The 14,756-nt window shown below is 68.2% G+C and carries 19 protein-coding genes; 9 read left to right on the top strand and 10 right to left on the bottom strand.

Annotation, left to right across the window (positions count from 1 at the left end; genetic code table 11):
- Positions 1 to 20 precede the first annotated feature (20 nt).
- Positions 21 to 368 (bottom strand): winged helix-turn-helix transcriptional regulator, encoded by a 348-nt coding sequence (locus tag ACFQBT_RS17255; protein WP_377824584.1) that lies wholly within the window; start codon positions 366 to 368, stop codon positions 21 to 23.
- Positions 369 to 519: 151 nt separating this feature from the next.
- Here ACFQBT_RS17255 and ACFQBT_RS17260 point away from each other — a divergent pair, with 151 nt between their 5' ends.
- The 8 genes from ACFQBT_RS17260 (at position 520) to ACFQBT_RS17295 (ending at position 5,050) form a co-directional block, all read left to right on the top strand.
- The gene (locus ACFQBT_RS17260) at positions 520 to 1,260 is read left to right on the top strand and encodes an alcohol dehydrogenase catalytic domain-containing protein (protein WP_377824586.1); all 741 of its coding nucleotides are present in this window, start codon (positions 520 to 522) and stop codon (positions 1,258 to 1,260) included.
- Positions 1,194 to 1,454: a zinc-binding dehydrogenase gene (locus ACFQBT_RS17265; RefSeq protein ID WP_377824588.1), complete on the top strand. Its 261-nt coding sequence runs from the start codon at positions 1,194 to 1,196 to the stop codon at positions 1,452 to 1,454. Before ACFQBT_RS17260 ends, ACFQBT_RS17265 begins: the two co-directional genes overlap by 67 nt.
- Positions 1,455 to 1,652: 198 nt before the next feature.
- Positions 1,653 to 2,093, top strand: a complete 441-nt coding sequence (locus ACFQBT_RS17270) for an SRPBCC family protein (protein WP_377824590.1) — start codon at positions 1,653 to 1,655, stop codon at positions 2,091 to 2,093.
- Positions 2,090 to 2,788 (top strand): phytoene desaturase family protein, encoded by a 699-nt coding sequence (locus ACFQBT_RS17275; RefSeq protein ID WP_377824591.1) that lies wholly within the window; start codon positions 2,090 to 2,092, stop codon positions 2,786 to 2,788. The genes ACFQBT_RS17270 and ACFQBT_RS17275 overlap by 4 nt, the downstream gene beginning before the upstream one ends.
- A gap of 8 nt (positions 2,789 to 2,796) precedes the next feature.
- Entirely contained in the window at positions 2,797 to 3,714 is a 918-nt protein-coding gene (locus tag ACFQBT_RS17280; protein ID WP_377824593.1) for a phytoene desaturase family protein, read from the top strand.
- Between the two features lie 32 nt (positions 3,715 to 3,746).
- Positions 3,747 to 4,190 (top strand): helix-turn-helix domain-containing protein, encoded by a 444-nt coding sequence (locus ACFQBT_RS17285; protein ID WP_377824595.1) that lies wholly within the window; start codon positions 3,747 to 3,749, stop codon positions 4,188 to 4,190.
- 10 nt (positions 4,191 to 4,200) lie between these two features.
- On the top strand, positions 4,201 to 4,605 hold the full coding sequence (locus ACFQBT_RS17290; protein WP_377824597.1) for a VOC family protein: 405 nt from the start codon (positions 4,201 to 4,203) through the stop codon (positions 4,603 to 4,605).
- Positions 4,606 to 4,624: 19 nt separating this feature from the next.
- Positions 4,625 to 5,050, top strand: coding sequence for an iron chaperone (locus tag ACFQBT_RS17295; RefSeq protein WP_377824599.1), 426 nt, complete (start codon positions 4,625 to 4,627; stop codon positions 5,048 to 5,050).
- 9 nt (positions 5,051 to 5,059) lie between these two features.
- On the opposite strand, the gene ACFQBT_RS17300 is transcribed toward ACFQBT_RS17295, so the two are convergent.
- A complete protein-coding gene (locus ACFQBT_RS17300) occupies positions 5,060 to 6,382 on the bottom strand; it encodes an amidohydrolase family protein (RefSeq protein WP_377824601.1) in 1,323 nt (440 codons plus the stop codon).
- Between the two features lie 204 nt (positions 6,383 to 6,586).
- Here ACFQBT_RS17300 and ACFQBT_RS17305 point away from each other — a divergent pair, with 204 nt between their 5' ends.
- Positions 6,587 to 7,207: a ribonuclease FAU-1 family protein gene (locus ACFQBT_RS17305; protein ID WP_377824603.1), complete on the top strand. Its 621-nt coding sequence runs from the start codon at positions 6,587 to 6,589 to the stop codon at positions 7,205 to 7,207.
- Positions 7,208 to 7,216: 9 nt separating this feature from the next.
- Here the strand turns inward: ACFQBT_RS17305 and ACFQBT_RS17310 are convergent, their stop codons facing one another.
- The 8 genes from ACFQBT_RS17310 to ACFQBT_RS17345 form a co-directional block, all read right to left on the bottom strand.
- Entirely contained in the window at positions 7,217 to 8,419 is a 1,203-nt protein-coding gene (locus ACFQBT_RS17310) for a DUF2207 family protein (protein ID WP_377824605.1), read from the bottom strand.
- A 4-nt stretch (positions 8,420 to 8,423) separates the two neighbouring features.
- Positions 8,424 to 9,188 (bottom strand): FAD:protein FMN transferase, encoded by a 765-nt coding sequence (locus ACFQBT_RS17315; RefSeq protein ID WP_377824607.1) that lies wholly within the window; start codon positions 9,186 to 9,188, stop codon positions 8,424 to 8,426.
- Positions 9,189 to 9,199: 11 nt separating this feature from the next.
- Positions 9,200 to 9,706, bottom strand: coding sequence for an FMN-binding protein (locus ACFQBT_RS17320; RefSeq protein ID WP_377824609.1), 507 nt, complete (start codon positions 9,704 to 9,706; stop codon positions 9,200 to 9,202).
- Positions 9,706 to 11,121 carry a ferredoxin reductase family protein gene (locus ACFQBT_RS17325; RefSeq protein ID WP_377824611.1) on the bottom strand — a complete coding sequence of 472 codons (1,416 nt, stop codon included), beginning with the start codon at positions 11,119 to 11,121 and terminating at the stop codon, positions 9,706 to 9,708. The genes ACFQBT_RS17320 and ACFQBT_RS17325 overlap by 1 nt, the downstream gene beginning before the upstream one ends.
- A 65-nt stretch (positions 11,122 to 11,186) precedes the next feature.
- On the bottom strand, positions 11,187 to 12,047 hold the full coding sequence (locus ACFQBT_RS17330) for an undecaprenyl-diphosphate phosphatase (RefSeq protein ID WP_377824613.1): 861 nt from the start codon (positions 12,045 to 12,047) through the stop codon (positions 11,187 to 11,189).
- Positions 12,047 to 12,814 (bottom strand): COG4705 family protein, encoded by a 768-nt coding sequence (locus tag ACFQBT_RS17335; RefSeq protein ID WP_377824615.1) that lies wholly within the window; start codon positions 12,812 to 12,814, stop codon positions 12,047 to 12,049. Before ACFQBT_RS17335 ends, ACFQBT_RS17330 begins: the two co-directional genes overlap by 1 nt.
- Positions 12,815 to 12,899: 85 nt before the next feature.
- The gene (locus tag ACFQBT_RS17340; protein ID WP_377824617.1) at positions 12,900 to 13,556 is read right to left on the bottom strand and encodes a response regulator; all 657 of its coding nucleotides are present in this window, start codon (positions 13,554 to 13,556) and stop codon (positions 12,900 to 12,902) included.
- Positions 13,553 to 14,641, bottom strand: coding sequence for a sensor histidine kinase (locus ACFQBT_RS17345; RefSeq protein ID WP_377824619.1), 1,089 nt, complete (start codon positions 14,639 to 14,641; stop codon positions 13,553 to 13,555). The genes ACFQBT_RS17340 and ACFQBT_RS17345 overlap by 4 nt, the downstream gene beginning before the upstream one ends.
- Between the last annotated feature and the right edge of the window lie 115 nt (positions 14,642 to 14,756).

Genomic DNA, 14,756 nt, shown 5'->3' on the forward strand with positions numbered 1-14,756 from the left:
GTATCGACCAGCCCCGCCGATCAGCCGGCGCGCTCCTGGAAGTCGACGATTTCCTCGCCGTGATCGCGCGCCCACGCCGTGAGGACCTCGATCGGCTCGATCAGGGTCCGCCCGAGGTCGGTGAGCGCATAGTCGATCTGCCGTCCTTCGGTGCGTCGCTCGACCAGCCCGAAGTCCTGCAGCCGGCGCAGCGTCTGGGTGAGCACTTTGCGCGAGATGCCACCGACATGGTCGATCAACTCGCCATGGCGACGAGGTCGGTCGCCCAGGCCGTAGAGCACCAGCACGGCCCACTTGTTGGCGATGATCTCGACGGCGAGGCGGGTGGGGCAATCCGCCAGGAAACTGGGGCCGGGACCGTCCTGCACGAGCTCCACGCTACGCCTGGGAACAGGTACCTCGAGGTAACACCGGCCTTCGTAACGTCATGAGGTGGATCGACCCACCCGGCACTACGAAGGAGACAACCCATGTCGCTCGTGATCGAGTTCGACCAGTTCGGTGGCCCGGAAGTGCTGCATGCGACCGACATCCCCACGACCGACCCCACAGGAGGGCGAGGTCAGGGTGCGGCTGGAGGCGTTCGCGGTGAACGCCCTGGACGTCATGATGCGCTCGGGGCGCTCTCCGGCCCCCGTTCCCCTGCCGCATGCCCACCTCGGCATCGAGGGCACCGGCATCATCGACGCCACCGGCCCCGGCGCCTCCCGGTTCGCGGTCGGCGACGCCGTCATCCTCGCTGCGCTGCCGAACCCCGCCGCTCACGGAAGCTACGCAGAGCACATCACCGTTCCTTTAGGCTCCGTGATCCCGCGACCGGCCGGGCTCAGCGTGGTGGAGGCAGCGGCGAGCTGGGTCGCCTACTCCACGGCGTACGGCGCGTTGGTCGAACGAGCCGGCCTGAGCGACGGTGACGCCCTGCTCATCGCCGGTGCATCCAGCAGTGTCGGCCGGGCCGCGCTCCAACTCGCCCGGCGGCTCGGTGCCGCACCCCTCGCGATCACCCGCGACGCGACCAAGACTGCCGAATTGCTCGCGGCCGGTGCCGACCGCGTCATCCTGGCCGCTGGCGACGACCTGGCCCAGACAGTGCGCCAGTCAACCGACGGCCGTGGTGCCGACATCACGCTCGACCTGGTCCGCGGCCCTGGCCAGGGGCATTGTTGGACGCGACCCGGACCGGCGGCACCCTGGTGGCGGCGGGCTTCCTCGACCCCAGACCCACACCAGCGCCAGCAGACGATCGGGTCGCGGTCGTGAACTACCGCAGCTTCGACGATGTCCTGAACCCCGTCGTCCTCCAACGCATGAGCGACTACCTGGCACCGGCACTGGCCGACGGGAGCCTTCGACCCAGTATCGACACGGTCTTCACCGTCGATCAGGTCATCGACGCGCACCGGCGATTCGAGCAGGGACTGCACGCCGGCAGGAAAATCGTCGTCACGGTGTAGGAATCGGATGCTCGAGATCCCCTACCAGTTGCGATTCGGTGGGGGCCGGGGACGACTACGCCGTACCGGACCCGTCGATCATCCTCCGACTGCTCCGAACCCGCGGCTGGTGGCCGATCGGGAGTGCGGCGCGAGACACCGCCCGGGCGGCCGACGACCCACCCCGGGGGGATCACCGACCCGACTAAAGTCAAGGTGATGAGCCATAACGAACGAGTGATCACCGCACGTTCGGACCAGATCTGGGACGTGCTGAGCGACGGCTGGCTCTACCCGACCTGGGTGGTCGGGGCCTCGCGGATGCGCGAGGTGGAGGGCAACTGGCCGGCCGTCGGATCCCGCTTGCACCACTCCGTCGGATCCTGGCCGATGCTGGTGAGCGACCATACCGAGGTGCTGGCCTGCGAGCCGGAACGGCTGCTGAAGCTGCACGCCCGTGGTTTCCCGATGGGCGCGGCCGAAGTCACCGTCACGCTCACACCGGAGGGGCCGGATACCAGAGTGGTCATCGAGGAGATGCCCACGCACGGCCCGGCGGTGCTGATCCCCAAGCCAGCGGTGTCACCGTTGCTGCACTGGCGCAACACCGAGACGCTGCGCAGGCTGGCCTACATCGCCGAACACCGCGACGACACATGACCTCCTACGACGCGGTCGTGATCGGGGCCGGCCCCAACGGCCTCGCGGCCGCCAACCATCTGGCTGATGCGGGATGGTCGGTGCTGGTGGTGGAGGAGCAGGAGACCGTCGGCGGCGCCGTCCGCAGCGACCGCGACGTGCATCCGGACTACATCCACGACACGTTCAGCGCGTTCTATCCGCTCGCGGCCGCCTCCCCCGCACTGCGCGGCCTCGACCTGGAGCAACACGGTCTCACGTGGCGGCGGGCACCCGCACCCCTGGCGCATCCGTTCCCCGACGGGAGCTGGGCGTCGATCCATCCGGACCGGGAGATCACCGCAGCACGGATGGACGAGCAGAGCGCCGGCGACGGGGACGCCTGGTTGCGACTGTGTGCGCAATGGGACGAGGTGTCCGAGGCGTTCCTCACCTCCCTGCTGACGCCGTTCCCACCCGTACGCGGGGCCGCTCGTCTGCTCCGGCGACTGCCGGCAGCCGGCGGCGTGGACTTCGTCAAGACGCTGCTGTCCCCCGTGACCGACCTCGCCGATGCCCACTTCCGTGGCCGCGGCCCGGGAATCCTGTTGGCGGGCAACGCTGCTCACTCCGACATCCCGCTCGACGCTCCGGGGTCGGGGTTGATGGGTTATCTGATGTCCATGCTGGCCCAGACCGTCGGATTTCCCGTGCCGCAGGGGGCGCTGGCGAGCTGACCCAGGCGATGGCGCGCCGGCTGCGGTCGCGGGGCGGCACGATCGTCACCGGCGACAGGGTGGATCGGATCGAGGTCGACGAGGGCAGGGCGCACGTCGTACGGACCACGAGTGGTCAACGGTTCGAGGGGCGACGGGCAGTCCTTGCCGATGTGGTCGCCCCGACCCTCTACGAGCGGCTGCTGGACCCCGCCGACGTGCCGGACCGGGTGCGTGACCGGTTGAAGGCGTTCCAGCTCGACCCGGGAACGGTCAAGGTGGACTGGGCGCTCCGTGCGCCCGTGCCGTGGCAGACGCCGCCGCCGGAGCCGGCCGGTACCGTGCACGTCGCGGATTCCCGTGAGCAGATGAGCGTGGCGCTGCAGCAGGTGCACGCCGGGCAGCTGCCCGCCGAGCCGTTCCTGCTGTGCGGGCAGATGACGGTCGCCGATCCGGGCCGGTCGCCGGCCGGGACCGAGTCGATGTGGGCCTACACCCATGTGCCGCAGCACCAGACCGGTGATGCAGGGGACGGTTCGGTCACCGGGGAGTGGGGATACGACGACAAGGAGCGGTTCGCCGACCGGATGCAGGCCCGCCTCGAAAAATTGGCCCCCGGCTTCGGTGACCGCATCGTGGCCCGACGGGTGCTCGGCCCGCGAGACCTGGAAGCGCGGGACGCGAATCTGCTGGGTGGTGCGATCAACGGCGGTACGTCGCAGCTGAGCCAGCAGTTGATCTTCCGGCCGATCCCCGGGCTGGGCCGGGCGGAGACCCCTGTCCGCGGCCTCTACCTCTCCTCGGCCTCGGCACACCCGGGGGCGGCGTGCACGGCGCGGCCGGGTTCAACGCCGCACGCGCCGCCATCGCCCACGACCGGTTGCGCGGCGGTGCCTTGCGACGCGCCCTGCGTTAGCACCCGGGGCGGCGCCGCGCCACCCGGCTAGGCGGACTGCGCGCTGCCTGGCACCCTGGTCGGATGGGCGTCGACCTGGAGGAACTGAAGCGGCTCCGGCGCGCCCGTGACCGGATGGATCGGGAGTTCAGCCAGCCACTCGACGTACCTGCGTTGGCCCGGACGGCGCTGATGTCGCCCGCCCACTTCAGCCGGCGATTCAGAGCAACGTACGCCGAGACGCCCTACTCGTACCTCATGACCCGACGCATCGAACGGGCCAAAGCTCTTCTGCGACAGAGTGATCTGAGTGTCACGGAGGTATGTTTCGCGGTCGGGTGCACCAGCCTCGGATCGTTCTCCGCGAAATTCACCCAGCTTGTCGGCCAATCCCCGTCCGCATACCGCACGGAAAACCACGAGGCGCTGCGCATCGTCCCGCCGTGCGAAGCGCGGATCCTGACCCGGCCGCGCAAGGCCCCGCGATCGAGCAGTTTCGAAGAAGCGCGGCGCCGCGCAAGGCTCTAGCGTTGCGGCCATGACCACCACACTGGCCCTCGTGCACATCTACGTCGACGACACCGCCGCCGGGACCGCGTTCTACCGGGACGCGCTCGGACTCGTCGTACAGAACGAGGTCGAGAACGGCGGATTCCACTGGATCACCCTCGCCTCACCCGCCGACCCGTCCCTGCAGATCGTCCTGTCCGAGCCGCAGGCCGGGCGGTCCAAGGAGGACGGTGAGGCGCTGGCGACGCTCTTGGCCAAGGGCGAGTTGAGCCCCGTGCAGTTTCGCACCGACGACCTGGCCGAGCTCTTCGACAAGATCGCCGCCGCTCCGGGCGCCGAAGTCGTGCAGGAGCCGACCGATCAGTTCTGGGGCGTGCGCGACGCCGCCGTCCGGGATCCCGCCGGCAACCTGCTTCGGATCCAACAGGCCTGACCACGAGAGGAATCGACCGATGAGTGACGGATTCAGCGCGGAAGAACGGGCGGCGATGAAGGAGCGCGCCGCCGAGTTGCGCGCCGAGGGGAAGAAGGGCGCCAAGCGGGCCAACGGTCTGCAGCAGGTGCTCGACAAGATCGCCGAGTTCGAGCCCGCCGACCGGGAGCTGGCGGAGCGGTTGCACGTCCTGGTGAGCGCCGTGGCACCCGACCTGGGCTGCAAGACGTGGTACGGCATGCCCGCCTACACCAACGCCGACGGCAAGATCGTCGTCTTCTTCCGCGACGCCGCGAAGTTCAAGTCCCGTTACGCCACGGTCGGTTTCGAGGAAGCAGCGCAGCTGGACGACGGCGAGTTCTGGCCCACGTCGTACGCGCTGCTGGACTGGACGCCCGCCGTGGAGAAGAAGCTGACTGATCTGGTCCGCCGCGCCGTCGGGTAGGCCGAGCGGTCAGATGGTGTCGAGCATCTGGTCGAGCTCCGGGAACCGGGTGACCTGCGGGTCGTCGATGACTTCGCCACGCACGATGACCATGGCGGGGTCGCTGAAGGCCCGGAACCCGTCGGTCAGCGGGTTGGCCTGCAGGAGAACCAGATCCGCAGATTTGCCCACTTCGATGCTGCCCGTCACGTCCTGCAGATCGAGAATCCTCGCGTTCGACTGAGTCGCGGCGTACAGCGCCCGGGCCGGGCTCAGGTCGGCGTACCGGACCAGGAAATCCAGCTCCCGCCAGGTGTTGTAGTGCGTGACGTACGTCAGCGCACTATCGGTGCCCATCCCGATCGCGACGTCGTTGGCCACCGCGTCACGCACCCCCGCAATCATCTCCGCCAGGATCGCTTCACCGTTGGCCAACACGATCTCGTTGACACCGGTCAATGAGCGGTCCAGCTTCACCAGCGGCAACGCCGGCTGCAGCGTCGGAATCAATGCCGACCAGCCGCGCAGTGAACGGGGATTGTCGTGGAAGAGCTCGACCATCTCCTGGTTCAGGGCAGCGCCGTGCTCGATGGTGTCGACACCCGCGCGCAGCGCCGCGGTGATCCCGGCCTGGCTCTGAGCGTGCGCCGCGACCAGCACCCCCGCGTTGTGCGCCTCCTCGCAGATCGCAGTCATCTCCTCCTGCGTCATCTGCGGCCGGCCGGCCTCGCCGATCGCCCGGGCATCCGTGACCCCGCCGGTCGCAGCGATCTTGATCGCCGTGACCCCCTTGTTCAGATTGATCCGCACGTTCTTGCGGGCGTCCCACGGGTTGTCGCTGATCAGTGCGATCTGGGGTGCCCCGTGTCCCCCGCTCACCGCCAGCAGCGGACCGGAGACCAGCAGGCGCGGACCGAGGAACTGCCCCGCGTCGATCGCGTCGCGCACGCCGACCACTTCATAGCGTGCGTCACCGAGGCTGCGGATCGTCGTGACGCCGCTGTTCAGCTGGGTGGTCACCGCCGCTTTGGTCCGCCTGGTCAGCACGACCCTGCCGAGCGGGCTGTGCATGAACTCGGCCACCAGCTTCTCCGTGCGCTCACCGGTCATGTACGCCGGCAGCGGCTTGCCGTCGGCGAACAGGTGCGCGTGCGCGTTGATCAGGCCCGGAGTGACGAACTTACCCGCGGCGTCGATGACCCGGGCACCGGGGATGAACCGCGCCTGCGAGGCGGCGCCCACCCACTCGATGACGCCGTGAGCGTCGACGAGCACGGCCTGGTCGGCAAGCACCGACCCTGTGGTGTCACCGGTGACGATGGTGGCACCGGTGATCACAAGCGGGGTTGTCACGGTCTGCTCCGTTCGAGAAGGTCGCCTGCCGTCGGCACGGCGGGGAATCAGGTTCCCGGCCAACTCAACCAGTCGGCGTACGTCGCGCACAGGGTTCGCGCCCACCGAGTTGCGCGCTGCGTCCGCCAGCGGGCGCGACCGGTAGTCCACGCACCGGCCGGATCCTCACGGTGTCGTGCTGCTCCGGCTACGTACCCTTGCCTCGTGACCTCCTACTCCGGCACGCGATGGAAGCCTGGCGACGTGATCCTTACCCGCGAGATCCACCACGGCGCCGTTTGGTTGGTGACCAGTGAGTACGTCGTGGAGGACACCGGCGATCGCCTCGTCACCTACATCCCTGCCGGGGCTCAGATGGGATTTCCGGAGCCGCATCCCTTGGGGGAACATCCCTGGAAGGCAAGGGGTCACGACCGCTGGACCGGGCACGGCTCGCTGTCCATCGTGCGCGAGGGCGAGCCCTGGTCGGTGAGCGTCTTCTGGACCGGCCCGGATCGCACGTTCGAATGCTGGTACATCGACGTGATCCGGCCGATCGAGCGCTTCGACGGCGGCATCGACGGCTCCGACCACGAGTTGGACCTGGTGATCGGTTCTGACGGGGTGGTGCACGAGAAGGACGTCGAGCTCTTCGAGCAGGAGGTTCTCGACGGGCGTTTCACACAGGAGGAGGCCACCCAGATCAGGGCCGATTTCGGGCGGGTGAAAGCGCTGGTGGAACGGGACGGTGTACCCGTCGAATCCCATTGGGCCAGCTGGAAACCGCCCGCCGAATGGGGACCGTTGGACCTGCCGGAGGACTGGCAGCAGCGGCTGGAGGTCTGATGGTCGCGATCAGAAGTCGATGCAGCCCACGTCGCAGCCGTCGCAGCCGTCGAGGCACCCGTCACCGGGGATGAGGTCGCCGATGCCGTCACCGAGGTCCGAGAGCGCATCGCCGAGGCCGTCGAACCCGTCGAGCAACCCGGACAAGGCGTCGCCGGGATCGACATCCGCGAGCGCCGACAGGTCGACCGATCCCACCAGGTCGACCAGTCCGTCCATCAGGTAGAAGAGGCCGGGGTCGAAAGCCGCCTCGACGGCCATGTCGAGAGCGGCCTCGGAGCCCTCGGCGATCCGGGCCGAGCGCAGCGCGTCCCCGAGCACCGAGGCGACGTGCGGCGCCACGCCGAACGCCACGGCGTACGGCAACATCGAGCGGATCTCCCCCGCCAGTTCCTCATGGCGCAGTTGACCGGCTTCCGCGGTCTTGAGGTACTCCTCGTAACCCAGCGCCTGGATCCGCGCCGCCGAGCCGAGTGCGGTGCGCGGTGTGCGGCCGCGTCCCCGCCAGATCAGCAGCACCCCGCCCACACCCAACCCGACGCCGAGCGGCACCCACTGCCAATGGTTCTCGGCCGCCGCTGCCACCAACCCCGCACCGCACGCGGCGAGGATGAGCGCGACACCGAGGAAGGACAGCAGTCCGTTGCGGGAGCGCGGGTGCTTGCGATACCAGCCGCGGTCGACCACCGCGCGGTAGACCGCGATCTCCGCGTTACGCCAGCGCTGTGCTACGTCCGCCTGACGTAGCGACCCGAGCAGCACACTGCGCTTGCCGGCGAGCAGGGCATCGAGCAAGACCCGCTCGTGCTCGGCCAACGTCTCCTCACCGACCCCGGTACGGGCGATTCGCCAGTCGTCCTTCCCCTTGGGCGTGGTCTCCTTCTCCAGGGTCACGATCCCGCGCAGCGCCAGGTCGACGAGAGTGGCGGTCAGATCCCGGCCGTGCACGATGCCGTCGATGACCGTGCCGGACAGGGCCGGGGTGGAGTTGTCCGGCGGGTTGAAGCGGACGGCGACGGGGCCGGAGTACTCGACCCCTCGGCGTACCCGCTCGGTGCGGTCCGACGCGCCGGCGACGGGCACCAGGCCCGGGGTGACGTCGGTGAAGATCTCGTCCTTGCGGCGCCACCGGAAGATGCCGACGACGACCCCAGCGGCAAGGAGGGGCACCAGGCCCACGAGGATGTCGGCGACGGTGAGACCGGCAGGCATGGCCCTACCTTAATGAAACCTGGGAGACCAATCGGTCACGGCAAGTCCACACTGCGGTACGCCGACCATCGCCCGCCGCCCTCCTCACCGTCCGCTGGAGCGCGGTCGGATCGATGAAACAGGCTGTCGCCCAGATGTCGGCCCACATCAGTGACGGGCCGCTGACGGTTGCACTGCCTGTGCGGTCGATCAGTGAGCCGCTGCGCGGATCGAGGATGTGTTGACCCCGGGCACTGTTGCCCGACGTTGCCACCGCCCCGGTCTCGACGTGGACGACATCTGCAATGCGCTGAGCGTCGCGCGGATCCTGCAGGCCGACCCGCCAGGATGCTCGTAGGTGTTCGCTACGCGCCCCCAGACCGCACACGACGTCGCCACCGCCATTGCAGCAGAAGCTGATTGCCAGCACATCTCGCAGTGGTTCCACTGCGCGTTCGAGGGCCCAGCCCTTCGCCAGCCCGGTGGGATCCCAGCCGCGACTGCCGTCGGGGGCGATCAGGTCGGTTGCGAACAGACCGCCGGTCGCCGCCACGGCCTCGTCGGTGAGGTCGTGGGCGCGCGTCAACCAGGGGTGCGCTTCACGCAGGGACAGTTCACCGCGGCGTACGCGCATCAGATCGCTGTCCGGGCGGTAGGTGCTGAACACCGCGTCGAACCGGCGCAGGGTCGCAAACACGGCCGCGACGGCTTCCTCCAGGTCGGGCCGTGGACCCGGCTCGGTCCGGACGTGCAACGAGACCGGCAACCCCATGATCTGTTCGACCCACACCCGCGGCTGGTTCACGCCAGACCGGCTTTGTCGATCGCCGACTGCAGACTGCTGAGGTATCCGTCCGAGGTGACGGTCGCTCCCGAAACGGTGTCGATCTGGGCGCTTTGCGCAGAGATCGTCTCCTGTTTCAGGATCGGCAGGGCTTGCGCGTTGATCTCCTCATCGCGACCGTTGCCGTTGGGATATTGCAGGACGTCGACCGCGGTGATCTTCCGACTCGACACGGTGATCGCGACTTGCACCGGCCCCCAACGGGTTTGGGCGACATCACCGGTGTACGTGCCAGAGGACGACGCAGTGGATCCAGAGCCGGACACCGAGCCAGAGGACGACGCGGAGCTGGTGGCACCGGACGTGGCACCGCCAGAGGAAGCGGGCTGGGTGGCTGGCCCCACCGACTGGGTCACCGACGTCTGCGGGCTGACCGCCTCCGCGCCCATCGTCGAGGTGCGATAGCTGAACAGCAGCACCAGGATCGTCACCGTGCTCATCAGCCAGAAGGTGATGCGCTTCATCAGATCTCGAACCTTTCCGAATGCACCTGTGCAGCAGGTACGCCCGCCAGCCGCAGCGCGCGCAACACCGCGTCGATCCACGGTCCGGGCCCACAGACGAAGATGTCACGCCCGGTAATGTCGGGGCACAACGCGCGCAGTGCGTCCACATCGGACCACGTGGCGTGCGAGGCAGATTGCCAACTGTCCCGCCCGGCGACTCGGTGCCCCAGCAGCAGGTAGTGCCGCGCGCCGCGATGCGCTGCTAGTTCGTTGATCTCACCGGCGAGCGGTGCCTCGGCCTCGGACCGGGCGCGTTGGATGACTGTCACCGCCGACCCGTCGTACGGCAATGCCTCCAGCAGCGCGCGCAACGGGGTGATCCCGACACCGGCGCCGATCAGCAGGACGTCGCGTCGGATCCTTGCCCCGGGATGCAGCCTGCCGTACGGGCCTTCGATCAGCACCTTGGTGCCCGGTTGCAGTGTGGCCAACCGCGCGGTGCCGTCCCCTACCACGGCGGCAGTGAATCGCAACGAGTCAGGACGCGGCGCGGCCGACAGGGAGAACGGGTTTGCCCGCGTCCAACCCGGACCGCTGAGGAAGCGCCACTGGAAGAATTGACCGCCACGGGCCCCCAGGCGCTGCACACCGGGTCCGCCCACGATCACGCTCACCAAGCCCGGGCCGTCGGGGTAGGCCGCCAGCACCCGTAGGTTCGCGCGACGGGAACGCCACAGGGGCAACGCAATTCGGAAAGCAAGGAAGAGCAGGGCGGTGAGGCCCCACAGACTCCACCAGAAGACCGTCGCGACCGGCGAGGTCAGGAAGTCCTGCCCACTCCACAGCTGGTGCGGCAGGACCAGACCCGCGCCGAGGTAGCCGTAGAGATGGATCAGGTGCCACGACTCATAGCGCAACCGCCGCCGGGCGGCGCGAAGGGAGGTGAAGACCACCAGGCACAGCGCCAGCGTCCCGGCCACGGCGAGCAGCATGCCGGGGTAGTTCAGGGTGAGGTCGACGACGGTGGACCACAACTGCCCGGGCTGCGCCGCGGCGTACCCGATCGTGATCAACGCGATGTGCACGAGCATCCCGGTGAAGCTGGTCAACCCCACCAGCCGGTGACCGCGAGCGAGTTCATCCTGGCCCCAGGCTTGTTCGAGCCACGGGACCCGGCTCATCATCGCCAGTTGGATCAACAAAGCCGCAGAGGCGAGCAGTCCGGTCAACCGCCCCAGGCTCGTGAAGAAGCCCGTCACGGACGAGGCAGCCTCCTGGACTCCGCCACCGCTGACCCAGAGGGCGCAGACGCCGAGCATCACCAGCCACGCGAGCGCGAGGCTGAACGGTGCTGCCAGACTTCTCGATGGGGCAGGAGGGCCCTCGACGGCGGCGCTGCGCACCTGTTGGTCAGGCATCAAACCACTACTCACAGGCACATCGTGACCGGGATGACCACGGTGGCTCTGTTGGCGACCTGTGCCCCTGCTGTGGCCGCTCAGGCGAAGCGCAGGATGCTCAGCCCGCCGGCGATCAGGCAGTACACGACGAACGGATAGAGCGTCCGGGTGTGGAAGTAGCGGGTCAGGAACCGGGTGGACAGGTAGGCGCAGACGAACGCCACGACCGACCCCGCGAGGATCTGCCCGCCGATATCCTTCCCCTCCGGACCGAACAACTCCGGGATCTTCAGCACGCCCGCCGCCAGGATCACCGGGGTGGCCAACAGGAACGCGAACCGAGTCGCCCTCTCGTGGTTGAGGCCGCGCAACAGGCCGGTCGAGATGGTCGCGCCGGACCGGGAGAAGCCGGGCAACAACGCGACCGCCTGGGATGCACCGATGACCGTCGCGTTCACCCAGCCGAGGTCCCGCAGACCAGTCCCCTGATGCGTGGAACGCCGCGTCAGCAACTCGGCCGCCAACAACAGGATTCCGTTGAGCGTCAGGAAGATTGCGGCATAGATCGGTTTCGCGAAGACCGTTCGCAACGTCTTGTCGAGCACCAATCCGATGATGCACACCGGTACCGTGCCCAGGATCAGCCACCACGCCAACCGCGATCGCGGCGTGGTCAGCCGCCGTTCGCGAGCCAGATCTCCGACACCGCCGAAGATCGCGATCCAGTCCTTCCAATAGAAGACGATCAGGGCCAGGGCCGTCGCCACGTGCAGGGCGACGATGAACGCGAGGTACGGCGTGTGGCCGCGGGTGCTCTGCTGGGTCACCAGGTCCGACCAACTGCCGCCGATCCACGCCGGCACGAGGATCGAGTGCCCGAGACTGGACACCGGGAAGAGTTCGGCGACGCCCTGGATGGCGCCCATCACCAGGGCCTGCGGGTAGCTCAGGTCGGTCATCACACGCTTTCGTCGGTGGTCGGGATCGAGACGGTCTCGTCGTTGGACCGGTTCGCAACCCTGATCAGCATGAGGGCGAAAGCTGCGAACAAACCGAGGGCAACCGGGCCGTCGCCCCACCCCAGGCCACCTCCATGACCGCCGGGTTTGCCCAGGAAGTCTGCTACCGACGCGCCGAACGGCCGGGTGAGAACGTACGCCGACCAGAAGGTGACCGTCGCGCCCCGCCGGCCGCGGTGACACAGCAGAAGAGCGGTCGCGAACAGTAGTCCGAAGAGGACGGCGGAGGCCAGGTAGCCCAGGCCCAGACTGAAGGCAGCCAGGTCGCCGAGTGCTGTACCCAAAGCGAAGGTCGCACCCACCGCGCACCAGTAGTACGTCTCGGGACGCCCCGCGGTCACGGTGTGGATGTCGATCGTGCCGGTGGCGCGGTGCCACAGGAGGAACACGGCCGCCAGCGCCGCGGCGTAGACGGTGGAGGTCACCGGGTAGGGCACGCCCGCGACCACATGCATGCCATCCGCCAGCATCGTGCCGAAAACAGCGATTGCGGCAGCGAAGAACCAGTAGGGCACAGGCTGATAACTGCGCGCGCGCAACTGGGCCGCCGCGCCCAGTCCGAGCAGCGCCGCGCCGACGACTGCCGCGATGACCACGCTCCGACCGGCCAGGTAGTCCGAGAGAGCTTCGCCACCTGCCGTGGTCAGCAGCTTCAAGAACCAGAAGTCGCGATTGATCGATGGAACCTTGATGGCGGGGCCGGACACGCAACGGACAGTAGGTGAATCGCTGGATGACCCGCATCAGTCCCAGGCCGTGTTCTCAGTACGCCCAGCTACGACCTAGGTCGTACTAACCGGCCAGACCGGCGCGGTGGGCCAGGATCACCATCTGCACCCGGTCCCGCAGGCCGAGCTTGGCCAGGATCCGACCGATGTGCACCTTCACCGTGCCCTCAGACAGGTAGAGGTGGGCAGCGATCTCGGGGTTGGTCATGCCCCCGGCAACCAACCCCAGCACTTCGAGTTCGCGCGCGGTCAGTGTCTGGGTGATCCGGCGACGTTCGGCCTCCGTGCGCGGGTCGGGCAACGCGTCCGCGACGGCGTCGAGCATCGTGCGGGTCACCTGCGGCGACAGCGCCGCATCGCCGTTCGCGACCGCTCGGATCGCGCCGATCAACGCGGGTGGCTCGACGTCCTTCAGCAGAAAGCCCGCTGCGCCACTGCGTAATCCGGCGAAGACGTACTCATCGAGTTGAAAGGTCGTCAGGATGATGACCCGCGTCTGCGGCGAGGTGCGGGTGATGTCCGCCGTCGCTGCGATGCCGTCCATCTCCGGCATCCGCACATCCATCAACACGACGTCGGGGGCGTGCTGGCTGACTTGCTCCACCGCCTCGCGGCCCGTGCCGGCTTCAGCAACGACCCTCAGGTCCGGCTCCGCGTCGAGCACCATCCGGTAACCCAACCGCAACAGCGGCTGGTCGTCGGCGAGCAGCAGCCGGATCATCGCGCCGTCAACGGTAGGGATACGTGCACCTGCCAGCCACTGTCGTGCGGACCCGCGGCGAACGAACCACCCTGTGCGGCAACGCGTTCGGACATTCCGCCGATCCCACGACCCGCCGAGTGCAGTTGCGGGGGCCGGGCACCGCGGTCGGTGACGTCGACGATCAGGTGCGACTCGGCGTACGTGAGCTCGACCTCGACGCTCGCCGGGCGCTGCGCGTGTTTGAGGGTGTTGGTCAGTGCTTCTTGTACGACGCGCCGTACCACCTCATCGGCACCACCGATGTCGGTGGCAGGATCACCGTCGATGTGAATCCGCACCGGTATCCCGGCAAGCCGAACCGGCGCCGCCAGTTGCTCCAGCGCGGCCGGGAGCATCTCGGCGGGGGTGGCGAGGACCGTGACCAGAGAACGGGCTTCGGCCAAGGCTCGACGGCCGGTCAGGGACAGCTGCCGTAGCGCCTCATCCGGAGGCTGGCCGTGTCGGACCGCTGCTTGGGCGCCGTCGGCGAGAGCGACCATCACCGCTAGGTGATGCCCTACGACATCGTGCATATCGCGGGCGATCCGGGCTCGCTCGAGCTGCTCCGCGCGCTCCGTGACCTGGATCAGGTACGCCCCTCTCTCACGCAGATAGACACCCAGCAGCACGGCGGCCGCGATGGCGATGTTGAGCAGGACAGCAAGCAGCAGTGAGTGCTTGGACCACTTCGCGACTGCCAGGACGACCCCTACTTCCAGCACCACGACCGCCGCGATCACTGCCTTGGTGCGGCGTTGGATCACCAGCGTCGTGAGAACTACCAACAGCGATACGTCGCTGAGCACGCGCACGTCCGACCACCACTGGACTGCGGCGAACAGCGCGAGAACAGTGAAAACCACCACGGGGTAACGGCTCTGGACCACCACCGGCACACTCATGGCGATCAGCGCGAGCACGACCTTCAGATTCCAACCGCCGTGCGCAATGATTTCCGGCAATCCGACCAGCAAACAGCCAAGCGCGAGCAACGCGTCACGCCGCAACGGCGACAACGCGCCCCACCGAGCCGCGGGTGTCGCAACCAGCCCCTCACCGCTCACCCCCTGACGGTAGCCCGCCGACCGGTCCTCCCGCGGCATACCTACGTCGGACCGCATCTACCACCCAGGTCGTACCAGCTGGGCGTCCGCCTCGGAGCGAGGTCTAGACCTTGCG

The sequence above is a fragment of the Branchiibius cervicis genome (genome assembly GCF_042661605.1).
Lineage (GTDB): Bacteria > Actinomycetota > Actinomycetes > Actinomycetales > Dermatophilaceae > Branchiibius > Branchiibius cervicis.